The organism is Microbacterium sp. UMB0228, from assembly GCF_002871415.1.
Classification (GTDB): domain Bacteria; phylum Actinomycetota; class Actinomycetes; order Actinomycetales; family Microbacteriaceae; genus Microbacterium.
The window spans coordinates 146,305-167,408 of record NZ_PNFU01000003.1 but is presented as its reverse complement, the minus strand read 5'-3'; the positions used below and the strand labels follow the sequence as shown (position 1 = coordinate 167,408).

Annotated in this window: 32 protein-coding genes; all 32 read right to left on the bottom strand. The window is 67.0% G+C overall.

From position 1 onward, the window contains the following. The 32 genes from CJ226_RS08125 to CJ226_RS07975 all read right to left on the bottom strand — a co-directional run bounded on the left by CJ226_RS08125 (position 1) and on the right by CJ226_RS07975 (position 21,103). Positions 1 to 645 carry an adenylate kinase gene (locus CJ226_RS08125; protein WP_062632869.1) on the bottom strand — a complete coding sequence of 215 codons (645 nt, stop codon included), beginning with the start codon at positions 643 to 645 and terminating at the stop codon, positions 1 to 3. Next, positions 642 to 1,964 carry a preprotein translocase subunit SecY gene (secY, locus tag CJ226_RS08120; RefSeq protein WP_025102391.1) on the bottom strand — a complete coding sequence of 441 codons (1,323 nt, stop codon included), beginning with the start codon at positions 1,962 to 1,964 and terminating at the stop codon, positions 642 to 644. Before secY ends, CJ226_RS08125 begins: the two co-directional genes overlap by 4 nt. 154 nt (positions 1,965 to 2,118) lie before the next feature. Next, positions 2,119 to 2,736: a 50S ribosomal protein L15 gene (gene rplO, locus CJ226_RS08115; protein ID WP_082758410.1), complete on the bottom strand. Its 618-nt coding sequence runs from the start codon at positions 2,734 to 2,736 to the stop codon at positions 2,119 to 2,121. Then, complete coding sequence (gene rpmD / locus CJ226_RS08110; RefSeq protein WP_017201575.1) at positions 2,736 to 2,921, bottom strand: 50S ribosomal protein L30; 186 nt, start codon at positions 2,919 to 2,921, stop codon at positions 2,736 to 2,738. The genes rplO and rpmD overlap by 1 nt, the downstream gene beginning before the upstream one ends. Further along, a complete protein-coding gene (gene rpsE, locus CJ226_RS08105; protein ID WP_200838869.1) occupies positions 2,921 to 3,595 on the bottom strand; it encodes a 30S ribosomal protein S5 in 675 nt (224 codons plus the stop codon). The genes rpmD and rpsE overlap by 1 nt, the downstream gene beginning before the upstream one ends. Before the next feature lie 20 nt (positions 3,596 to 3,615). Then, positions 3,616 to 3,975 (bottom strand): 50S ribosomal protein L18, encoded by a 360-nt coding sequence (gene rplR / locus CJ226_RS08100; protein WP_025102394.1) that lies wholly within the window; start codon positions 3,973 to 3,975, stop codon positions 3,616 to 3,618. 2 nt (positions 3,976 to 3,977) lie between these two features. Continuing rightward, on the bottom strand, positions 3,978 to 4,514 hold the full coding sequence (gene rplF, locus CJ226_RS08095) for a 50S ribosomal protein L6 (protein WP_025102395.1): 537 nt from the start codon (positions 4,512 to 4,514) through the stop codon (positions 3,978 to 3,980). A gap of 6 nt (positions 4,515 to 4,520) precedes the next feature. Next, positions 4,521 to 4,919 carry a 30S ribosomal protein S8 gene (gene rpsH / locus CJ226_RS08090; RefSeq protein ID WP_025102396.1) on the bottom strand — a complete coding sequence of 133 codons (399 nt, stop codon included), beginning with the start codon at positions 4,917 to 4,919 and terminating at the stop codon, positions 4,521 to 4,523. 132 nt (positions 4,920 to 5,051) lie between these two features. Then, a complete protein-coding gene (rplE, locus tag CJ226_RS08085) occupies positions 5,052 to 5,642 on the bottom strand; it encodes a 50S ribosomal protein L5 (RefSeq protein ID WP_102208861.1) in 591 nt (196 codons plus the stop codon). Continuing rightward, entirely contained in the window at positions 5,642 to 6,001 is a 360-nt protein-coding gene (rplX, locus tag CJ226_RS08080; protein ID WP_025102398.1) for a 50S ribosomal protein L24, read from the bottom strand. The genes rplE and rplX overlap by 1 nt, the downstream gene beginning before the upstream one ends. A gap of 2 nt (positions 6,002 to 6,003) precedes the next feature. After that, positions 6,004 to 6,372 carry a 50S ribosomal protein L14 gene (rplN, locus tag CJ226_RS08075; RefSeq protein WP_025102399.1) on the bottom strand — a complete coding sequence of 123 codons (369 nt, stop codon included), beginning with the start codon at positions 6,370 to 6,372 and terminating at the stop codon, positions 6,004 to 6,006. Then, positions 6,369 to 6,686 (bottom strand): 30S ribosomal protein S17, encoded by a 318-nt coding sequence (gene rpsQ, locus CJ226_RS08070; protein ID WP_025102400.1) that lies wholly within the window; start codon positions 6,684 to 6,686, stop codon positions 6,369 to 6,371. The genes rplN and rpsQ overlap by 4 nt, the downstream gene beginning before the upstream one ends. After that, positions 6,686 to 7,003 carry a 50S ribosomal protein L29 gene (gene rpmC, locus CJ226_RS08065; protein ID WP_025102401.1) on the bottom strand — a complete coding sequence of 106 codons (318 nt, stop codon included), beginning with the start codon at positions 7,001 to 7,003 and terminating at the stop codon, positions 6,686 to 6,688. Before rpmC ends, rpsQ begins: the two co-directional genes overlap by 1 nt. Further along, on the bottom strand, positions 7,003 to 7,422 hold the full coding sequence (rplP, locus tag CJ226_RS08060) for a 50S ribosomal protein L16 (RefSeq protein ID WP_025102402.1): 420 nt from the start codon (positions 7,420 to 7,422) through the stop codon (positions 7,003 to 7,005). Before rplP ends, rpmC begins: the two co-directional genes overlap by 1 nt. Then, entirely contained in the window at positions 7,422 to 8,174 is a 753-nt protein-coding gene (rpsC, locus tag CJ226_RS08055; RefSeq protein ID WP_025102403.1) for a 30S ribosomal protein S3, read from the bottom strand. The genes rplP and rpsC overlap by 1 nt, the downstream gene beginning before the upstream one ends. Continuing rightward, the gene (gene rplV / locus CJ226_RS08050) at positions 8,174 to 8,572 is read right to left on the bottom strand and encodes a 50S ribosomal protein L22 (RefSeq protein ID WP_025102404.1); all 399 of its coding nucleotides are present in this window, start codon (positions 8,570 to 8,572) and stop codon (positions 8,174 to 8,176) included. The genes rpsC and rplV overlap by 1 nt, the downstream gene beginning before the upstream one ends. Positions 8,573 to 8,597: 25 nt before the next feature. Beyond that, positions 8,598 to 8,879, bottom strand: a complete 282-nt coding sequence (gene rpsS, locus CJ226_RS08045) for a 30S ribosomal protein S19 (RefSeq protein ID WP_017201589.1) — start codon at positions 8,877 to 8,879, stop codon at positions 8,598 to 8,600. A gap of 12 nt (positions 8,880 to 8,891) precedes the next feature. Continuing rightward, positions 8,892 to 9,731 carry a 50S ribosomal protein L2 gene (gene rplB, locus CJ226_RS08040; protein WP_025102405.1) on the bottom strand — a complete coding sequence of 280 codons (840 nt, stop codon included), beginning with the start codon at positions 9,729 to 9,731 and terminating at the stop codon, positions 8,892 to 8,894. Between the two features lie 20 nt (positions 9,732 to 9,751). Then, positions 9,752 to 10,075 (bottom strand): 50S ribosomal protein L23, encoded by a 324-nt coding sequence (gene rplW, locus CJ226_RS08035; RefSeq protein ID WP_025102406.1) that lies wholly within the window; start codon positions 10,073 to 10,075, stop codon positions 9,752 to 9,754. Next, a complete protein-coding gene (gene rplD, locus CJ226_RS08030; RefSeq protein WP_025102407.1) occupies positions 10,072 to 10,734 on the bottom strand; it encodes a 50S ribosomal protein L4 in 663 nt (220 codons plus the stop codon). The genes rplW and rplD overlap by 4 nt, the downstream gene beginning before the upstream one ends. Positions 10,735 to 10,736: 2 nt before the next feature. Next, positions 10,737 to 11,396, bottom strand: a complete 660-nt coding sequence (gene rplC, locus CJ226_RS08025) for a 50S ribosomal protein L3 (RefSeq protein WP_062632874.1) — start codon at positions 11,394 to 11,396, stop codon at positions 10,737 to 10,739. 8 nt (positions 11,397 to 11,404) lie between these two features. After that, the gene (rpsJ, locus tag CJ226_RS08020; RefSeq protein WP_017201594.1) at positions 11,405 to 11,713 is read right to left on the bottom strand and encodes a 30S ribosomal protein S10; all 309 of its coding nucleotides are present in this window, start codon (positions 11,711 to 11,713) and stop codon (positions 11,405 to 11,407) included. Positions 11,714 to 12,580: 867 nt separating this feature from the next. Further along, entirely contained in the window at positions 12,581 to 12,793 is a 213-nt protein-coding gene (locus tag CJ226_RS08015; protein WP_062632875.1) for a hypothetical protein, read from the bottom strand. A 144-nt stretch (positions 12,794 to 12,937) separates the two neighbouring features. Next, positions 12,938 to 14,131, bottom strand: coding sequence for an elongation factor Tu (gene tuf / locus CJ226_RS08010; RefSeq protein ID WP_062632876.1), 1,194 nt, complete (start codon positions 14,129 to 14,131; stop codon positions 12,938 to 12,940). 176 nt (positions 14,132 to 14,307) lie between these two features. Next, the gene (gene fusA, locus CJ226_RS08005; RefSeq protein WP_102208860.1) at positions 14,308 to 16,422 is read right to left on the bottom strand and encodes an elongation factor G; all 2,115 of its coding nucleotides are present in this window, start codon (positions 16,420 to 16,422) and stop codon (positions 14,308 to 14,310) included. A 97-nt stretch (positions 16,423 to 16,519) separates the two neighbouring features. Further along, positions 16,520 to 16,990: a 30S ribosomal protein S7 gene (gene rpsG, locus CJ226_RS08000; RefSeq protein WP_017201608.1), complete on the bottom strand. Its 471-nt coding sequence runs from the start codon at positions 16,988 to 16,990 to the stop codon at positions 16,520 to 16,522. Positions 16,991 to 16,995: 5 nt separating this feature from the next. Beyond that, a complete protein-coding gene (gene rpsL / locus CJ226_RS07995; RefSeq protein ID WP_013584051.1) occupies positions 16,996 to 17,364 on the bottom strand; it encodes a 30S ribosomal protein S12 in 369 nt (122 codons plus the stop codon). Positions 17,365 to 17,591: 227 nt separating this feature from the next. Then, positions 17,592 to 18,239 (bottom strand): hypothetical protein, encoded by a 648-nt coding sequence (locus CJ226_RS07990; protein WP_062633037.1) that lies wholly within the window; start codon positions 18,237 to 18,239, stop codon positions 17,592 to 17,594. 49 nt (positions 18,240 to 18,288) lie between these two features. Next, the gene (locus CJ226_RS07985; protein WP_238695598.1) at positions 18,289 to 18,717 is read right to left on the bottom strand and encodes a hypothetical protein; all 429 of its coding nucleotides are present in this window, start codon (positions 18,715 to 18,717) and stop codon (positions 18,289 to 18,291) included. Positions 18,718 to 18,788: 71 nt separating this feature from the next. Next, positions 18,789 to 19,850 carry an ABC transporter gene (locus tag CJ226_RS07980; RefSeq protein WP_102208859.1) on the bottom strand — a complete coding sequence of 354 codons (1,062 nt, stop codon included), beginning with the start codon at positions 19,848 to 19,850 and terminating at the stop codon, positions 18,789 to 18,791. A gap of 109 nt (positions 19,851 to 19,959) precedes the next feature. Continuing rightward, positions 19,960 to 20,112, bottom strand: coding sequence for a hypothetical protein (locus CJ226_RS18100; protein ID WP_180964571.1), 153 nt, complete (start codon positions 20,110 to 20,112; stop codon positions 19,960 to 19,962). Positions 20,113 to 20,200: 88 nt separating this feature from the next. Beyond that, positions 20,201 to 21,103, bottom strand: coding sequence for a sugar ABC transporter permease (locus tag CJ226_RS07975; RefSeq protein WP_102208858.1), 903 nt, complete (start codon positions 21,101 to 21,103; stop codon positions 20,201 to 20,203). Position 21,104: the final 1 nt, after the last annotated feature.

Genomic DNA, 21,104 nt, shown 5'->3' with positions numbered 1-21,104 from the left:
TCAGGCGGCGGAGGCGGCGGAGCGCAGTCCGCGAGCGGCCAGGGCAGCGGCGATGCGCTCCGTGATCTCCTCGAGGGACCCCACGCCGTCGATGCGGTCGACGATCCCGCGGCTGCTGTAGACCTCGATGATCGGCGCCGTCTCCTTCTCGTAGATGTCGAGTCGGTGCGCGATGGCCTCGTCGGTGTCGTCGGAACGGCCCTGCTCGGCGGCGCGGAGGGCGAGGCGGGCGATGCTCTCCTCACGGGGGACGTCGAGGAGGATCACCGCGTCCAGCGCCTCGCCGCGCCCTTCGAGGAACGCGTCCAGGTGCGACACCTGCGCGGTGTTGCGGGGGTAGCCGTCGAGGAGGAAGCCGTTCTGCGCGTCGTCCTGGCTCAGCCGGTCGCGCACGATCTCGCTCGTCAGCTCGTCCGGCACGAGGTCGCCCTTGTCGAGGATCGCGGTGACCTGCTGGCCGAGCGCCGTCCCCTCCTTGATGTTCGCGCGGAAGATGTCGCCGGTCGAGACGACGGGGATGCCGTAGGACTCGGCGATGCGCACACCCTGCGTGCCCTTGCCGGAACCCTGCGGACCGACGATGAGCAAACGGGCAGTGGGTCGGTGCCCTTCGACGGGCTCAGGGACCAGGTGGGGCACTGTCATCGGAGAAGTCCTTCGTAGTGTCGCTGCTGCAGCTGGGCGTCGATCTGCTTGACCGTCTCGAGACCCACGCCGACGATGATGAGGATCGACGCGCCACCGAACGGGAAGTTCTGGTTGGCGCCGACCGTGGCGAGGGCGATCAACGGGATGAGGGCGATCAGGCCCAGGTAGAGGGAACCGGGGAGCGTGATGCGGGTGAGCACGTAGTCCAGGTACTCCGCGGTCGGACGGCCGGCCCGGATCCCGGGGATGAAGCCGCCGTACTTCTTCATGTTGTCCGCGACCTCGACGGGGTTGAACGTGATCGCGACGTAGAAGTAGGTGAACCCGATGATCAGCAGGAAGTATGCCGCCATGTAGATCGGGCTGTTGCCGGTGGTGAAGTTCGCGCTGATCCAGCTGACCCAGGCGGGCGGCGTCGAACCGTCCTGCGGGGTGTTGAACTGGGCGATGAGCGCGGGGATGTACAGCAGCGACGAGGCGAAGATGACCGGGATCACGCCCGCCATGTTGACCTTGATCGGGATGTACGTGTTGGTGCCGCCGTACGTCCGGCGTCCCACCATGCGCTTCGCGTACTGCACGGGGATGCGCCGCTGGGACTGCTCGACGAAGACGACGAGACCCATCACGATGATGCCGACGAGGAGCACGAGGAGGAACACCTCGAAGCCGCGGGTCTGCCAGATGATCGACATCGCACCGGGGAACGTCGCGGCGATGGAGGTGAAGATCAGCAGCGACATGCCGTTGCCGATGCCGCGCTCGGTGACGAGCTCGGCGAACCACATGATCAGACCGGTGCCGGCCGTCATCGCCATGATGATGAGCACCTGCGCCCACCAGACGTCGTTCGTGAGGAGCTGGGTGCACGCGCCGATGTCGGTCGTTCCGAAGAGCTGACCGGTGCGGGCGACGGTGACGAGGGTCGTCGACTGCAGGAGCGCGAGGGCGATCGTGAGGTACCGCGTGTACTGGGTGAGCTTGGCCTGCCCGGCCTGGCCCTCCTTGTGCAGCGCCTCGAAGTGCGGGATGACGACGCGCAGGAGCTGCGTGATGATCGTCGCCGTGATGTACGGCATGACACCGAGCGCGAAGATCGACAGCTGCAGCAGAGCGCCGCCGGAGAAGAGGTTGACGAGTCCGAGCAGACCCTCGGTGCCGGCATTGGCCGCGAGACACTGCTCCACGTTCGGGAAGTTGACGAACGGCGCGGGGACGTTCGAGCCGAGACGGTAGATCGCGATGATCGCGAGAGTGAAACCGATCTTCCGACGCAGGTCGGGCGTGCGGAAGATCCGCGCGATGGCGCTAAACAAGAACGTTCCTCCTGAAAAGGTGGCCGAACCCCCGAGGGGCGGCTGAAACACCAGGGTAACCCACTCCGAGGTCCGGGGAATGCGAGCGGTCGGCTTCTCCCCCCACCGAACCAGAAGAGGGGCCGGAGAATCTCCGACCCCTCTTCCGCAGTGGTTACTTGACGGATCCGCCCGCAGCCACGATCTTCTGCTCGGCGGAACCCGAGACCTTGTCGACCGCGACGGTGAGCTTCACGGCGATGTCGCCGTTGCCGAGAACCTTGACCTTCTCGTTCTTGCGAACCGCACCCTTGGCGACCAGGTCGCTCACGGTGACGTCGCCACCCTGGGGGTAGAGCTCCGCGAGCTTCTCCAGGTTCACGACCTGGTACTCGACGCGGAACGGGTTCTTGAAGCCGCGCAGCTTCGGCGTGCGCATGTGCAGCGGCATCTGGCCACCCTCGAAGCCGACGCGCACGGTGTTGCGGGCCTTGGTGCCCTTCGTGCCGCGACCGGCCGTCTTGCCCTTCGAGCCCTCACCGCGACCGACACGGGTCTTCGCGGTGTTGGCACCCGGGACCGGACGCAGGTGGTGGACCTTCAGCACGCCGGGGCGGGACGCCGGGGCGTCCTTCTTCGGCGCAGCCTTGGCGGAGCCGTCGGCCTTCGCGTCGGCGGCAGCGGTCTTGGCCGGTGCCTTCTTCGCGGCGGGCTTCTTGGCGGCGTCGGCCTTGGGAGCCGCCGCCTTCTTCGTGGCCTTCTCGGCCTCGACGGCCTCGTTCTTCTCAGCCATTAGTCGATCTCCTCAACCTTGACGAGGTGGGCGACGGTCTTGACGTAGCCGCGCGTCTGCGCGTCGTCGGGGCGGACGGTGGTGTCACCGATCCGCTTGAGACCGAGGCTGCGCAGCGTGTCGCGCTGGTTCTGCTTCTCGCTCACCTTGGACTTGATCTGCGTGACCTTGAGTCGCGCGGCCATCAGGCACCTACCTTCTGTGCGGCGATGGCCTCGGCCTCGGCGCGGACGAGCCGGGCCGGGGCGACCTGGTCGAACTCGAGACCACGACGTGCGGCGACGGCGCGGGGCTCCTCGAGCTCCTTCAGGGCGGTGACCGTCGCGTGCACGATGTTGATCGTGTTCGACGAGCCGAGCGACTTGGACAGCACGTCGTGGATGCCGGCGCACTCGAGCACGGCGCGGACCGGGCCACCGGCGATGACACCGGTACCGGCAGCGGCGGGGCGCAGGAGCACCACACCGGCGGCCGACTCACCCTGCACGGGGTGCGGGATGGTGCTGCCGACGCGCGGGACGCGGAAGAAGTTGCGCTTGGCCTCTTCGACACCCTTCGAGATCGCCAGGGGGACCTCACGGGCCTTGCCGTAGCCGACGCCCACCAGACCGTTGCCGTCGCCGACGACCACGAGAGCGGTGAAGCTGAAGCGACGACCACCCTTCACGACCTTCGAGACGCGGTTGATGGTGACGACGCGCTCCAGGAACTGGTTGTCGCCGCGGTCGCGCGAGTTGCGGTCGCGGCCGCCCTGGTTGCGGTCACGTCCGCCGCGGCGGCCGTCCCGCTGGTCGCGAGTGGGCTCAGCCTGCGTGGTGCCGGCGGCCGTCTCGGAAGTGGCAGCAGCCGCTTCGGTCACTTCGTTCTCCTTGTTGTCACTCACAGTGCCAGACCCCCTTCACGGGCGCCGTCGGCGATGGCGGCGACACGACCCGCGTAGCGGTTGCCGCCACGGTCGAACACTGCCTCGGAAACGCCTGCGGCCTTCGCACGCTCGGCGAGGAGCTCGCCGACCTTGCGAGCCTTGGCGGTCTTGTCGCCATCCAGCGAACGCAGGTCGGTCTCGAGCGTCGAGGCCGAGGCGACCGTGTGGCCCTTGCTGTCGTCGACGAGCTGCACGAAGACGTGACGCGCCGAACGGTTGACGACGAGGCGCGGACGCACCTCGGTGCCCACGATCTTCTTGCGAAGACGGGCGTGACGACGCGCGCGGGCGTCGGACTTCGACTTCACAGCCATGGTTACTTACCAGCCTTTCCGGCCTTGCGACGCACGACCTCGCCGGCGTAGCGCACACCCTTGCCCTTGTACGGCTCGGGCTTGCGGATCTTGCGGATGTTCGCAGCCGCCTCACCGACGGCCTGCTTGTCGATCCCGCTGACGGTGAGCTTGTTCGTGCCCTCGACCGTGAGCGTGATGCCGGCGGGCGGGTCGACCAGGACCGGGTGCGAGAAGCCGAGGGCGAACTCGACCGAGTTGCCCTTCTGCTGCACGCGGTAACCGGTGCCGACGACCTCGAGACCCTTGGTGTAGCCCTGGGTCACGCCGATGATGTTGTTGTTGATGAGCGTGCGGGTCAGGCCGTGAAGCGACCGGGACTCGCGCTCGTCGTCGGGGCGGGTGACGAGAACCTGGTTCTCCTCGACCGACACCTCGATGGGGCTGGCCACCGTGAGGGTGAGCTCACCCTTGGGGCCCTTCACCGCGACCTCACGGCCGTCGACCGAAACGGTCACGCCCGCGGGAACGTCGATGGGAAGTCGTCCAATACGCGACATTTCGGATTACCACACGTAGGCGAGAACTTCTCCGCCCACGCCCTTCTGCTCAGCCTGGCGGTCCGTGAGGAGACCGGAGGAGGTGGACAGGATGGCCACGCCGAGGCCGCCGAGGACCGTGGGGATCTCGGTCGACTTCGCGTACACGCGGAGGCCGGGCTTCGACACGCGCTTGATGCCCGCGATCGAGCGCTCGCGGTTCGGGCCGTACTTCAGCGTCAGCGTCAGGTTCTTGCCCACGCGCGCGTCGGAGGTCTCCCAACCGGCGATGTAGCCCTCCTGCTGGAGGATCTCTGCGATGTGCGTCTTGAGCTTGCTCGACGGCAGCGTCACGGTGTCGTGGTGCGCCGAGTTCGCGTTGCGCAGACGGGTCAGCATGTCTGCGACCGGGTCTGTCATTGTCATTGTTGTCTACTTTCGTTCATGAGGTTCCGGCTGCCGTTACACGACAGACGGCCTGCGATGAGCACGCAATCTTCAATTGTACGTGCACATCGACGGGCTCAGTGACACGAGACCACTGAGCCCGTCGAAGGGTCACGCCTGGGCGTCGTCCGCGCGGAACGGGAAGCCGAGGTGACGGAGCAGCGCCCGACCCTCGTCGTCCGTCTTCGCCGAGGTCACGACGGTGATGTCGAAACCACGGACGCGGTCGATCTTGTCCTGATCGATCTCGTGGAACACGCTCTGCTCCTGGAGACCGAAGGTGTAGTTGCCGTTGCCGTCGAACTGCTTGGCCGACAGACCGCGGAAGTCGCGGATGCGGGGCAGCGCGAGCGAGACCAGGCGGTCCACGAACTCCCACGCACGGTCGCCACGGAGGGTGACGTGCGCGCCGATGGGCTGGCCCTCACGCAGCTTGAACTGCGCGATGGACTTGCGGGCCTTGGTGACGATCGGCTTCTGGCCGGTGATCTTGGTGAGGTCGTCGACCGCACCATCGATCACCTTGCTGTCGCGAGCAGCCTCGCCGACACCGGTGTTCACGACGACCTTGACCAGGCCGGGGATCTGCATGACGTTCTCGTAGCCGAACTCGTCCTGCAGAGCCTTCTTGATCTCGGCGTTGTACTTCGCCTTCAGGCGGGGCTGGATCTTGCCAGCCACCGCAGCGTCGGTCGTTGCCATCAGAGGTCCTTACCGCTCTTCTTCGCGAAGCGCACGCGGACGGTGCGCTTCACGCCGTCCTTGGTCTGCTCCTCGACCCGGTGGCCGACCTTGGTCGGCTTCTTGGTCGAGGGGTCGACGAGTGCGACGTTCGAGATGTGGATGGGCGCCTCGACGGTCTCGAGGCCACCCGTCTTCGTACCACGCTGCGTCTGACCGACGCGCGTGTGCTTGGTGACGTAGTTGACGCCTTCGACGACGACACGGTTCTGCTCGACGAGGACGTCGAGGACCTTGCCCTGCTTGCCGCGGTCGCCACCACGCTCGGGCTTGGCGCCCGAGATGACCTGAACCAGGTCGCCCTTCTTGATCTTCGCCATGATCAGATGACCTCCGGTGCCAGCGAGACGATCTTCATGAACTTCTTGTCGCGAAGCTCACGGCCGACCGGCCCGAAGATACGGGTGCCGCGGGGCTCCCCGTCGTTCTTCAGGATGACGGCGGCGTTCTCGTCGAACTTGATGTAGGAGCCGTCGGGACGACGGGTCTCCTTCTTGGTGCGGACGATGACCGCCTTGACGACGTCGCCCTTCTTGACGTTGCCACCGGGGATCGCGTCCTTGACGGTCGCGACGATGGTGTCGCCCAGACCGGCGTACCGGCGGCGCGAGCCACCGAGGACGCGGATCGTGAGCAGCTCCTTGGCGCCGGTGTTGTCGGCGACCTTGAGACGGGACTCCTGCTGAATCACTTGGCCTTCTCCAGAATCTCCACCAGACGCCAGCGCTTGGTGGCGCTCAGCGGGCGGGTCTCGTTGATCAGGACCAGGTCGCCGATGCCGGCGGAGTTCGCCTCATCGTGCGCCTTGACCTTCGACGTCCGGCGGATGACCTTGCCGTAAAGCGGGTGCTTCACGCGGTCCTCGACCTCGACGACGATCGTCTTGTCCATCTTGTCGCTGACGACATAGCCACGACGGGCCTTGCGGTACCCGCGGGCGTCGGCGTCGCGCACGTCGTGAGCGGCGTGCTCAGCCTCGACGGCGGCTTCCTTCTTGGTGGCCATCACTCAGCCTCTTCCTTCGGGGCGTCCTCGGCGGCGTCCGCCTTCTTCGCCTTCGACTTGGTCGCCTTCTTCGCGGGAGCCTCGACCGGAGCGGGCGTCGCACGGATGCCCAGCTCGCGCTCGCGGATCACCGTGTAGAGGCGCGCGATGTCGCGCTTGACGGCGCGGATGCGGCCGTGGCTCTCCAGCTGGCCGGTGGCCGACTGGAAACGGAGGTTGAACAGCTCCTCCTTGGCCTTGCGCAGCTCCTCAACGAGGCGCTGGTCTTCGAACGTGTCGAGCTCTGCCGGAGCGAGCTCCTTGGTGCCGATCGCCATTACGCGTCGCCCTCCTCGCGCTTGATGATGCGTGCCTTGAGCGGCAGCTTGTGGATTGCACGGGTCAGTGCCTCGCGAGCGAGCTGCTCGTCGACACCCGCGACCTCGAAGAGGACGCGGCCCGGCTTGACGTTGGCGACCCACCACTCGGGGGAACCCTTACCGGAACCCATGCGGGTCTCGGCCGGCTTCTTCGTGAGCGGACGGTCCGGGTAGATGTTGATCCACACCTTGCCGCCACGCTTGATGTGACGGGTCATCGCGATACGAGCGGACTCGATCTGACGGTTCGTCACGTACGCGGGGGTGAGGGCCTGGATGCCGAACTCGCCGAAGGAGACCTTCGTGCCGCCGGTGGCCTGACCCGAGCGCCCCGGGTGGTGCTGCTTGCGGTACTTGACCTTACGGGGGATGAGCATTATGCCGACGCTCCTTCTGCAACAGGTGCCTCGTTGCGCGGGGCACGGCGGCGGTCACCACGGTCGTCACGGCGCGACTTCGGCGCGTTGGCCTGCTCGCGCGCGAGCTCCTTGGCGGTGAGGTCGCCCTTGTAGATCCACACCTTCACGCCGATGCGGCCGAAGGTGGTCTTGGCCTCGTAGAAGCCGTAGTCGATGTTCGCGCGCAGCGTGTGCAGCGGCACACGACCCTCGCGGTAGAACTCCGACCGGCTCATCTCGGCGCCGCCGAGACGGCCCGAGACCTGGATGCGGATGCCCTTGGCGCCGGCGCGCTGCGCGCCCTGCAGACCCTTGCGCATCGCGCGACGGAACGCCACGCGAGCCGAGAGCTGCTCGGCGATGCCCTGGGCGACCAGCTGAGCGTCGGCCTCGGGGTTCTTGACCTCGAGGATGTTCAGCTGGATCTGCTTGCCCGTGAGCTTCTCGAGGTCGCCGCGGATGCGCTCGGCCTCTGCACCACGACGGCCGATCACGATGCCCGGGCGGGCGGTGTGGATGTCGACGCGGACGCGGTCACGGGTGCGCTCGATCTCGATGTTCGAGACGCCGGCACGGTCGAGCTGCGTCTGCAGCAGGCGACGGATCTTGATGTCCTCGGCCACGTAGTCGGCGTAACGCTGACCCGGCTTCGTCGAGTCGGAGAACCAGCGCGACACGTGGTCCGTGGTGATGCCGAGGCGGAAGCCGTACGGGTTGACCTTCTGTCCCATTACTTGCTCGCCTTCTTGTTGCTGTCGCCGGCCGCGGCAGGAGCCGCCTCCGGCGTCGAGAGCACGACCGTGATGTGGCTCGTGCGCTTCTTGATCTGGAAAGCGCGACCCTGTGCACGGGGCTGGAAACGCTTGAGCGTCGTGCCCTCGTCCACGTACGCGTTCTTCACGTACAGGTCCTGCTCGTCGAGGTACTCGCCGTCACGATCCGCCTTGACCTGCGCGTTGGCCATGGCCGACGCGACAAGCTTGTAGATCGGCTCACTGGCGGACTGCTGAGCGAACTTCAGGATCGCCAGAGCCTCCTGGGCCTGCTTGCCCTTGATGAGCGCGACGACACGACGAGCCTTCTGAGGGGTCACGCGGATGTGTCGCACGCGTGCGATGGACTCCACCATTTCTCTCTCCTCTATCGCCGCCGCGTCAGCGGCGACGGCCCTTCTTGTCGTCCTTCTCGTGGCCGCGGAAGGTGCGGGTGGGCGCGAACTCGCCCAGCTTGTGACCGACCATGGTCTCGGAGACAAACACGGGGATGTGCTTGCGACCGTCGTGGACCGCGATCGTGTGACCCAGCATGGCCGGGATGATCATGGACCGGCGGGACCAGGTCTTGATGACGTTCTTCGTGCCGGCTTCGTTCTGCACGACCACCTTGCGAAGCAGGTGCTCGTCGACGAAGGGGCCCTTCTTGAGACTGCGAGGCATCTTCTCTTACTCCTACTTGCGCTTCTTGCCGGCGTTGCGACGACGCACGATGTACTTGTCGCTTTCCTTGTTGGCGTGGCGGGTGCGGCCCTCGGCCTGACCCCACGGGGAGACGGGGTGACGTCCACCGGACGTCTTGCCCTCACCACCACCGTGCGGGTGGTCGACCGGGTTCATCGCGACACCGCGGACGGTCGGGCGGACGCCCTTCCAGCGCATGCGGCCGGCCTTGCCCCAGTTGATGTTCGACTGCTCGGCGTTGCCGACCTCGCCGATGGTCGCGCGGCAGCGCGCATCGACGTTGCGGATCTCACCGGAGGGCAGACGCAGCTGGGCGTAGGGGCCGTCCTTGGCGACGAGGCGGACCGACGCACCGGCCGAGCGCGCCATCTTCGCGCCGCCGCCGGGGCGGAGCTCGATGGCGTGGATGACGGTACCCGTGGGGATGTTCTTCAGCGGGAGGTTGTTTCCCGGCTTGATGTCCGCCGCGGGGCCCGACTCAACGATGTCGCCCTGCTTCAGCTTCGCCGGCGCGAGGATGTAGCGCTTCTCGCCGTCGAAGTAGTGCAGCAGCGCGATGCGCGCGGTGCGGTTGGGGTCGTACTCGATGTGCGCGACCTTGGCGTTCACGCCGTCCTTGTCATTGCGACGGAAGTCGATGACGCGGTACTGGCGCTTGTGGCCACCACCGATGTGACGGGTCGTGATGCGGCCCTGGTTGTTGCGACCACCGGTCTTCGAGATCGGGCGCAGCAGCGACTTCTCCGGCGTCGATCGGGTGATCTCGGCGAAGTCAGCCACCGACGAGCCGCGACGGCCCGGGGTCGTGGGCTTGTACTTGCGAATAGCCATGATTGTCCTTATCCCCCGGATCAGCCGATTGCCGTGAAGATGTCGATGGTGCCCGACTTCAGGCTCACGATGGCGCGCTTGGTGTCCTTGCGCTTACCGGTGCCGAAGCGGGTGCGACGGGCCTTGCCGACGCGGTTGATCGTGTTGACGGACGCGACCTTGACGCCGAAGATCTTCTCGATGGCGAGCTTGATCTCGGTCTTCGAAGCGCGCGGGTCGACGAGGAAGGTGTACTTGCCCTCGTCGATCAGGCCGTAGCTCTTCTCGGACACGACCGGCTTCAGGATGATGTCGCGCGGGTCCTTGTTCAGGGCCGTCTGGAGAACAGATGCCTGCTCGCTCATGCGGAGACCTCCTGGTTGGCGCCGGACTTGGAGGCGATGAAGCCCTCGAGCGCGGCCTGGGTGAAGACGATGTCGTCGGAGACGAGCACGTCGTAGGCGTTGAGCTGGTCGAACGTCAGCACGTGGACGTGCCCGAGGTTGCGGATGCTCTTGAGCGCGAGCTCGTCGCCGCGCTCGATGACCACGAGGACGTTCTTCGACGTGGCGACCTGGGCGAGGAAGCCCGCGGCGGCCTTGGTCGACGGCGCGCCGTCGGTGCCGAACGTGTCGATCGCGTGCAGACGGTCACCGCGGAAGCGGTCGCTGAGCGCGCCCAGCAGGGCGGCCGCGATCATCTTCTTGGGGGTGCGCTGCGAGTAGTCGCGCGGCTTCGGGCCGTGCACGATGCCACCGCCGGTCATGTGCGGCGCGCGGATCGAGCCCTGGCGGGCGTTACCCGTGCCCTTCTGCTTGAAGGGCTTGCGGCCGGCACCCGAGACCTCGCCACGACGCTTGGTCGAGTGCGTGCCCTGGCGAGCCGCCGCGAGCTGCGCGACGACGACCTGGTGGATGAGCGGGATGTTCGTCTTGACGTCGAACAGCGCGGCGGGAAGCTCGACGGAGCCTGCCTTCTTGCCGTCTGCCTTGAGGACGTCGAGCGCGAGAGTGGAGTCAGCCATGATCAGGCACCCTTCACTGCGTTGCGGACGTAGACGATGCGGCCGCGAGCACCGGGGACGGCGCCCTTGACGAGCATGAGTCCCTTCTCGATGTCGATGGCGTGCACCGTGAGGTTGAGGACGGTCACGCGCTCGCCACCCATACGGCCGGCCATGCGCATGCCCTTGAAGACGCGGCTCGGGGTCGACGATGCGCCGATGGAGCCGGGCTTGCGGTGGTTGCGGTGCGCACCGTGCGATGCCGAGACGCCCTTGAAGTTGTGGCGCTTCATGACACCGGCGGTGCCCTTGCCCTTGCTCGTGCCGACGACGTCGACGAGCTGGCCGGCCTCGAACGTGCCGTCCACCGTGAGCTCCTGGCCCAGCGTGTAGTCGGCGGCGTCGGCCGTCCGGACCTCGGTCACGTGGCGACGCGGCGTGACGCCGGCAGCCTCGAAGTGAGCCGAGAGGGGCTTGTTCACCTTGCGCGGGTCGATCTGGCCGTACGCGATCTGCACGGCGTTGTAGCCGTCCTTCTCGGGGGTACGGATCTGGGTGACCACGTTCGGCGCGAGCTCGATGACGGTGACGGGAACGAGCTTGCCGTTCTCGTTCCAGACCTGGGTCATGCCGAGCTTGGTGCCGAGCATGCCCTTGGAAACCTTGGAGTTGATGTCAGCCATGTCGAACCTCAGAGCTTGATCTCGATGTTGACGTCGGCCGGCAGGTCGAGACGCATCAGCGAGTCGACGGCCTTGGGCGTCGGGTCGACGATGTCGATCAGGCGCTTGTGGGTGCGCATCTCGAAGTGCTCGCGGCTGTCCTTGTACTTGTGGGGCGACCGGATGACGCACACGACGTTCTTCTCGGTCGGAAGGGGCACGGGTCCGACGACGGTCGCGCCCGCACGGGTCACGGTGTCGACGATCTTGCGTGCGGACGTGTCGATGACCTCGTGGTCATACGACTTCAGGCGAATGCGGATCTTCTGTCCCGCCATTGTCTGCTCTCTCTCTTTAAGCGTCTTACCGTCCGGGACCGGGTGGCCCTGGGGCATTGGACGCACGTCGGCGCTGTTCGCGCCTCGGCACTCGTCTTCTCGGGCCCTCGACCTCGCGGTCGGGGAGCCTGTCGAAGAGGCTGCACCACTGTTCTGCTGTCAGCCGCGCACCCGAAGGTGACGGATGCCCGACCCCCGCCGCGCACGGCAGTGCCCTCGATGATGAAGGTGTCGGGATTGTGTTCTGCTGCCCGCGGCCTAGAACCCTGCAGCCTCCCGGAGGAGGCGCCGTCTATGCACTGCCCTGGCAGTGATCCGGCGCACGCACAGCGGCGACGGAATATCGAACCTGTCTATTCTGCCACGGCGGATTTCACTTCTGCAAACCCGGGCGTGTCGCGCTCACCGGACTCTCAGGGACCTCCCCCTCCGCGCGCCTTCAGTCGCCGGAGGAGCGCGGGGCGAGGCATCCCCATGCCTCGCCCCGCTTGGGGAGGGCGTTCGGTGCGAGGGGGCACACCGAACGCGAGGAGCCCAGCGTGAAGGGACGCCGGACGCCTCGACCGAGGCACGGCGGAAGACCCGCCGCGCAGGCGGGGAGACGCTCAGGCGCACGGATTGCGCGCGTCGCACGATGATCCCCAAAATCGTTTTCCCCAGATTTCCAACGCGGACGAACCGCGTGATTCGGGAGCCGAACCCCTTCGGCGTCCCCGACCGCAAGATCCCCAGGCGGTCGAGATGATCCTACTCGATCCATCCGAGAATCCGCCACATCCGAGGGCGCCCAGCACTGGAATACCCCCGACACAGAAGAGCGGCGGCCCCGATCTCGGGGGCCGCCGCTCGCCGTGGAGACGTCGGCCTCTACTCGTTGCCGATGCTCTTGTCCGCACTCTCGCGGATCTCGTCGATCTTGTCGGCCGCGCCGGGTGCGATCTTCTTCGCGAAGTCCGCGACACCGTCCAGCACCTTGTCGCTGATGTCCTCGGCCTGCTCGCTCTTGACGGCTTCGGCGAGCTTGTCCTTGTTCTGCTCGTACAGGTCCTTGCCCTTGTTGACGGCGTCCTCGATACCCATGTGAATCCCCTTCGGAGGTGAACTGCCGGCGATCGCGCCGGACTCCTCATTCTGCCTGGCAGAACCGGGCAGCGGAACCCTGGACCGGAGAACGACAAAGGGGCCGAGCCCGAAGGCTCGACCCCTTTGCGAGGAAGCAGATGCTTACTTGATGATCTTCGTCACCGTACCGGCGCCGACCGTACGACCACCCTCACGGATGGCGAAGCCGAGGCCCTCCTCCATGGCGATCGGCTGGATCAGCTCGACCGTCATGTCGGTGGTGTCGCCGGGCATGACCATCTCGGTGCCCTCGGGCAGCGTGATGACGCCGGTGACGTCCGTGGTGCGGAAGTAGAACTGCGGACGGTAGTTCGTGTAGAAGGGGTTGTGGCGGCCACCCTCGTCCTTGGACAGGATGTAGGCCGTGCCCTCGAAGTCGGTGTGCGGCGTGACCGAACCCGGCTTCACGATGACCTGGCCGCGCTCCACGTCCTCGCGCTTGGTGCCGCGGAGGAGCAGACCACAGTTCTCGCCGGCCCAGGCCTCGTCGAGCTGCTTGTGGAACATCTCGATACCGGTGACGGTCGTCTTCTGCGTCGGGCGCAGACCCACGATCTCGACCTCGGAGTTGATGGCCAGGGTGCCACGCTCGGCGCGACCCGTGACGACGGTGCCACGACCGGTGATCGTGAAGACGTCCTCGACGGGCATGAGGAACGGCTTGTCACGGTCACGCTCCGGGTCCGGAACGCTGTCGTCGACAGCCTGCATGAGCTCGAGGATCGCGTCGACCCACTTCTCGTCGCCCTCGAGGGCCTTGAGAGCGGAGACACGAACGACGGGAGCGTTGTCGCCGTCGAAGCCCTGGCTCGAGAGCAGCTCGCGGACCTCGAGCTCGACGAGCTCCAGGATCTCCTCGTCGTCGACCGCGTCGGACTTGTTCAGCGCGACGAGCAGGTAGGGGACGCCGACCTGCTTGGCGAGCAGCACGTGCTCGCGCGTCTGCGCCATCGGGCCGTCGGTGGCCGCGACGACGAGGATCGCGCCGTCCATCTGCGCCGCACCCGTGATCATGTTCTTGACGTAGTCGGCGTGGCCGGGGGCGTCAACGTGGGCGTAGTGGCGCTTCGGGGTCTCGTACTCGATGTGCGAGATGTTGATCGTGATACCGCGCTGGCGCTCTTCCGGCGCCGAGTCGATGGAAGCGAAGTCACGCTGCACGTTCGTGTCGGACGGGTACTTGTCAGCAAGCACCTTCGAGATCGCTGCGGAGAGCGTGGTCTTGCCGTGGTCGACGTGACCGATCGTTCCGATGTTGACGTGCGGCTTGGTCCGCTCGAACTTGGCCTTAGCCACTGGGTCCTCCTCAGGACGTCGTTGTAGAGGTGCCGGGCACTGGTTTGCGACCGGTTCTCTACGGGTTAGGTTCTCAGTTTAGTAGAGAGGGAATGTGAAGTTGTAGGTGACCTGGCCCTTCGACAGGCTCAGGGCCCCATTATGGGTTGCTGAGCCTGTCGAAGCGCCGGGAAGTGTTACTCGCCCTTGGCCTTCTGGACGATCTCGTCGGCCACCGCGCGCGGGACCTCGGCGTAGCTGTCGAACTCCATGGAGTAGACGGCACGGCCCGAGGTCTTCGAGCGCAGGTCGCCGATGTAGCCGAACATCTCGGACAGCGGCACCGCGGCACGCACGACCTTGACGCCGGCGGCGTCCTCCATCGACTGGATCTGGCCACGACGCGAGTTCAGGTCGCCGATGACGTCGCCCATGTACTCCTCCGGAGTACGGACCTCGACGGCCATCAGCGGCTCGAGCAGCACGGGGTTGGCACGGCGAGCGGCCTCCTTGAAGCCCATGGAGCCCGCGATCTTGAACGCCATCTCCGAGGAGTCGACGTCGTGCGCCGCACCGTCGACGATGGTCGCCTTGACGCCCACCATCGGGTAGCCCGCGAGGACACCGACGTTCATGGCGTCCTGGAAACCGGCGTCGATCGAGCCGATGTACTCGCGCGGGATGCGGCCACCGGTGACCGCGTTCACGAACTCGTACGTCTTCTCGCCGTCGAGCTCGAGCGGCTCGATGTTGAACTGGATCTTGGCGAACTGGCCCGATCCACCGGTCTGCTTCTTGTGCGTGTAGTCGTGCTTCTCGACGGTCTTGCGGATCGTCTCGCGGTACGCGACCTGCGGCTTGCCGACGTTCGCCTCGACGCGGAACTCGCGCTTCATGCGGTCCACGAGGATGTCGAGGTGCAGCTCGCCCATGCCCTTGATGGTCGTCTGACCGGTCTCGGGGTTGAGCTCCGTGCGGAAGGTCGGGTCCTCCTCAGCGAGCTTCTGGATCGCGAGACCCAGCTTCTCCTGGTCGGCCTTGGTCTTCGGCTCGATGGCGACCTCGATCACCGGCTCCGGGAACGTCATCGACTCGAGGACGACCGGCTGCGCGATGTCGGCGAGGGTGTCACCGGTGGTGGTGTCTTTCAGGCCGATGACGGCGTAGATGTTGCCGGCGGTCAGCTTGTCGACCGGGTTCTCCTTGTTGGCGTGCATCTGGAAGATCTTCCCGATGCGCTCCTTCTTGCCCTTGGTCGAGTTGATGACCTGGGCACCCGACTCGAGCTCGCCCGAGTAGACGCGCACGTACGTCAGACGACCGAAGAACGGGTGCACGGCGACCTTGAAGGCCAGGGCCGCGAACGGGTCCTTCGCGTCGGGGTGACGCTCGATGATCTTCTCCTCGTCCTTCGGGTCGTGCGCCTCGATGGCGGGCACGTCCAGCGGGGACGGGAGGTAGTCGACGACGGCGTCCAGCATCGGCTGCACACCGCGGTTCTTGAAGGCGGAGCCACAGAGGACCGGGTAGATCTCGCTGGCGATGACCATCTTGCGGATGGCGCCCTTGATCTCCGCGACGGTGAGCTCCTCGCCGCCGAAGAACTTCTCGAGAAGCTCCTCGTCGGTCTCGGCGACCGTCTCCAGCAGCTGCTGGCGGTAGTCCTCGGCCTTGTCCTTGAGGTCGGCCGGGATCTCCTGCACCTCGTAGGAGGCACCCATGGTCACGTCACCCTTGGCGTCGCCGGGCCACACCAGGGCGCGCATCTCGATGAGGTCGATGACGCCGACGAAGTCGTTCTCGGCACCGATCGGGAGCTGCAGCACCAGCGGCTTGGCGCCGAGGCGGTTGATGATCGTGTCGACCGTGAAGTAGAAGTCCGCGCCGAGCTTGTCCATCTTGTTGACGAAGCAGATGCGGGGGACGTTGTACTTGTCGGCCTGACGCCACACGGTCTCGGACTGGGGCTCGACGCCCTCCTTGCCGTCGAACACGGCGACCGCGCCGTCGAGGACGCGGAGCGAGCGCTCCACCTCGACCGTGAAGTCCACGTGACCGGGGGTGTCGATGATGTTGATCTGGTTCTTGTTCCAGAAGCAGGTCACGGCGGCAGACGTGATCGTGATGCCGCGCTCCTTCTCCTGCTCCATCCAGTCGGTGGTCGAGGCACCGTCGTGCGTCTCGCCGAGCTTGTGGTTGACGCCCGTGTAGAACAGGATGCGCTCGGTCGTCGTGGTCTTGCCGGCATCGATGTGCGCCATGATGCCGATGTTGCGGACCTTGCTCAGGTCCGTGAGCACGTCTTGTGCCACAGGAGTGTCCTTATCTATTGGAGCAGCAGGTGTACTGCGAAGAGGGGGTGCGACGGGCCCAGGAACGCGGAAAGGATCCCTGAGCCCGTCGAAGGGGTTACCAGCGGTAGTGAGCGAACGCGCGGTTCGACTCGGCCATCTTGTGGGTGTCCTCGCGGCGCTTGACCGCGGCACCGAGGCCGTTCGACGCGTCCAGGATCTCGTTCTGGAGACGCTCGGTCATCGTCTTCTCACGACGACCCTTGGCGTAGCTCACGAGCCAGCGCAGCGCGAGGGTGTTCGCGCGGTGCGGCTTGACCTCGACCGGAACCTGGTAGGTCGAGCCACCGACGCGGCGGCTGCGGACCTCGAGCGTGGGGCGCACGTTGTCGAGCGCCTTCTTCAGGGTGGCGACGGCGTCCTGGCCGTTCTTCGCCTCGACACCGCGGAGGGCGCCGTAGACGATCGACTCGGCCAGGGACTTCTTGCCGTCGACGAGGATCTTGTTCACCAGCGAGGTGACGATCGGAGCGCCGTAGACCGGGTCGTTGACGACGGGGCGCTTGGGGGCGGGACCCTTACGAGGCATCTAACTCAACCCTTCTTCGCGCCGTAGCGGGAACGAGCCTGCTTACGGTTCTTGACGGCCTGGGTGTCCAGAGCGCCACGGACGATCTTGTAACGCACACCGGGGAGGTCCTTCACACGACCGCCGCGGACGAGCACCAGGGAGTGCTCCTGCAGGTTGTGGCCCTCACCGGGGATGTACGCGGTGACCTCGGTCCCGTTGCGGAGCTTCACACGAGCGACCTTGCGCATCGCCGAGTTCGGCTTCTTCGGGGTGGTGGTGTAGACGCGGGTGCAGACCCCGGCCTGCTGCGGGTTCGACTTGAGCGCGGGCGCCTTGGTCTTCGAGACCTTGGGCGAGCGACCCTTGCGAACCAACTGCTGAATGGTTGGCACGTTCTCTCCTCATAGTGCTGCACGGTGACAGCGTGATGGGTTTCACATCATGACCCACCGGCACGCCGGAACCGGCGAGCTTTTGGTGTGGTGGGTATGCCGTGGGGGCGGACCGGCGAGGTGCCGACGCCCAGCGCGCACGTCAGGACGTGCACACACCTGATCAAGTGTAATGCCGCGTAACCTGACGGTCAAATGACGGTCGCCCTCGCGCGAACCGCGCGGAGTCAGGGGATGTCGGGGTCGAACGGCGAGTCCAGCGACTCCGTCAACTCGGCGAGGAGCGCCTCGATCTGCGGCTCGACGTGCCGGGACACCGCCGCCTGGATCGTGATGCGGTGTCGGAGCAGGATCCCGCAGATCTCCCGGCCGACGAGGTTCGCGTACTCGTCCGCGAGGGCGACCTCCTGTCGCAGTGCCGTCTTGGCCTCGTCGGAGAGCGGCGGCAGCGGCGGCAGCTCGGCCGCGGAGTCGTCGGCGAGGCCGGCGATCGTGAAGAGGAAGGGGGCGCCGGGCACCGGCTCCGGGTCCAGCGGCATGCCCTCGAACTCAGGGTCGAGGTCCTCGGTCGGTCGATAGCTGCGGGCCCTGTTGCGCGCGGCCTGCTGGTCGAGCTCGCGCTGCAGTGTCGGGAGGTTCCGCGCGGTGTACTCGCCGACCGCATGGTCGACGATCGTCTTGATGCGCGTCGACAGGCCGTGCTGGACGCCGTGCGGGGTGGTGCCGGCGATTCCCGCGGCGGCGAGGATGGGCGAGCCGAGACAGCGTCGACAGGGCGCGGTCCGGCCGCGGTGCGTCGCCGGCTCCCAGCGCGGCACCCAGCGCAACCAGGCCTCGACGGCCTGGTCGACCTGCGTCTCCAATGAGCGCTCCACCCCACCAGCGTACGGCGCGTCGCCGCTCACGGCGCGGATTTCCGGGGTGTCATTCCCCCTCGTCGCGCTCCCACGGCCATCGCGGCTGCGCCGACTTCGTGCGGCGCAGGGCGATCCCACCCCAGGCGGCCACCGCCGCCGCGGCGAGGAGCACGAGACTCGCGCCGCCGCGGACGAGATCTCCGGCGACGGCCGTGGCCACGACCACGTCGCTCGTCGCGACGAGCACGGCGAACCAGACGGTGGCGAGGTGCACGAGTGCCGTGAGCAGCGCGATCACGGGAGCGGAGCCGAAGGAGGCGTGTCCCCGCCGCACCGTCGCCCACAGGACCAGCGCGAACACCACGACCGCCGCGACCATGCCGGACACCCCCGGGATCTGCCCGAGGCCCGGCGCGTCGATGATGTCCCGGTCGGTCGCGACGCTGAGCGCACCGAGGCCGAAGACGGCGAGGGCGAAGAAGGCGATGGTGGCCATCACCGCCGCGAGGACAGCCGAAACCCCCGCGGACTCGGGCCCGCGGGGGTTCGGCGTGGTGGTGTTCGTGATTACCTCGACAGGGTGGGACCGGCCTCGAGGGTGCGCTCGTACTCGCGCTGCGCCTCCTCGTTCAGCTCGGTCTTGCGGGCGCCGCTACGGGCCACCCAGGCGCCGAACCAGATCGTGAGCTCGCGGGCGAAGACGAAGGCCGCGATGGCCAGCGGGGCCAGCAGCTGCTCCCCCGCGAGTTCGAGACCCTGGGACGGACTCAGCTTCCAGAACGGCGCCTCGAAGAGCTGGCCCAGGATGTGTCCCGCGTAGGCGATGACGCCCACGATGAGGCCGAACACCACCCAGAGGCCCCAGCGGCCGCGGTTGATGATCGCTCCGAGGAACCAGAAGCCGAGGAAGAACACGACCACCGGGGTCCAGAACCCCCAGGTGAGCAGCGGGGCGACGAGAGCCTCGCCGATGTTCTCCCCGTTCACGTCGCCGGCGAGGGCGCCGAGACCGAGGATGGTCGCGAGGTAGAGCAGCGCGAAGGCGACGGTGGCGAGCAGGCCGATGGCCCCGGCGGTGCCGCGGTTGCCGCGCTCACGCGGCGGCTCCGGCGCCTGCACGAAGATCGGCTGCGGCTGCTGCGGCTGCGGCGCGGCGGCGGCACCGTTCGTGAGCGGCTCGGAGGGCACGATCCGAGTGTCGGTGTCGTCGGCGTGGGAGGCGTAGGCGGCGCCCGCCATGGCCGACTCCTCGTGCGCGGGGCTGGTCGGCGTCGCGTAGAGCGAGGTCTCCGGCGTCGCGTCGTGACGGTCGGCGTCACCGCGATCAGCGCCGAAGCGGTCGCTGTCGGTTCGCGAGGGCGTCGGCACCGTTGACGCGAAAGTGCCGGGGTGTTCGCGCTCGGCAGCTTCGAAGGCGGCGAGATCAGGGTCGACCGCCGGCTCCTGCCGCGTCACGGCGGGGTCGGTCGGCGCATCGGAGACGCGCGAGTCATCCGCTCGCGAGTCGTCCACGGCACCGGAGACATCTCCCCGGGCCGCTGCTGCGGCATCGAGACCGGCGTTCGCGCTGCCGACGACGTCGTCGACGTCGCGCGGCTTCTCGGGCTGACGAGCCTCGGGATCACTCATGGGGTGCGCCTCTCATCGGGGATGTGCAGTGCGAGATTACCGCCGCCTGTCCCGGCGCTTCCGGAGGCGTGCCGACGTGTCGCCATACGCGCGTCGCCCCGCCTGCCGTTCACGGAAAGGCCGTACGAAGGGCGTCGCCGGCGACCTGCGCCAGAACCGGGAGCATCGGCAGGGAGAGCCACACCAGAGCCCCGACGATACCCGCGCACACGATGCCGGCGAACCAGCTCATCCCGAGGTTCCGTCCACCCACCCGTGCCATGGTCCCACCGTAGGCCCGAGCCCCCGCGCAGGCCGTGAGCAACGCCGCGACGCGGCGGCCTCGGTCAGCGGACGCCGCGGCCGCTCGATCAGCCCTTGGTCGCCCCCGCGGTGAGACCGCCGACGATGTACTTCTGCAGGAAGAGGAAGAGCACCATGACCGGGATCGCCGCCATGACCGCGCCGGCCGAGAAGGCCGACCAGTCGGCGTAGCGAGGGTTCGCCACGAGCTTGGTCAGACCGACGACGAGGGTCTGCTGATCCACGTCGACGAGCATGACGCTGGCGATCACGTACTCGTTCACCGTGCCGATGAAGGAGAGCAGGCCCACGACCGCGAGGATCGGGGCGACCAGGCGCAGGATGATCGTGAAGAAGATCCGCGCGTGCCCGGCGCCGTCGATGCGGGCGGCCTCGTCGATCTCCTTCGGGATCGTGTTGAAGAACCCGTACATCAGGTAGGTGTTCACGCCGAGCGCGCCGCCGAGATAGACGAGGATCAGGCCGGTGTGCGTGTTGAGGCCGATCGCCGGGAACCAGTCCCCCAGCGTCGACATCAGCAGGAAGATCGCGACGACCGCGAGGAGCTGCGGGAACATCTGCACCACGACGATGGTGACGAGCCCCACGCGACGGCCCGCGAAGCGCATGCGGGAGAAGGCATATGCCGCACACGCTCCGATGAACACGGTGACCGCGCCCGTCACGACCGCGATGAGCAGCGTGTTCAGGAACCACGTCCCGTACGGGTTCTGCGGGTCGCTGAGGATGCGTACGTAGCTGTCGATCCCGATGGCCGAGAAGAGCTGGTTCGATCCGGTGAGCGTGCCCTTCGGGTTGAGCGAGGCCGACACGACGTACAGGAGCGGGAAGAGGGCGAAGGCGCTCACCACGATGGCGACGAGGTGACGCCATCCGGTGTCGGCGAACCAGGCGCCGAACGAACGACGCCGCGGAGCGGTGCGCGGGGCGGTGCTGGGGACGGTGCTCATG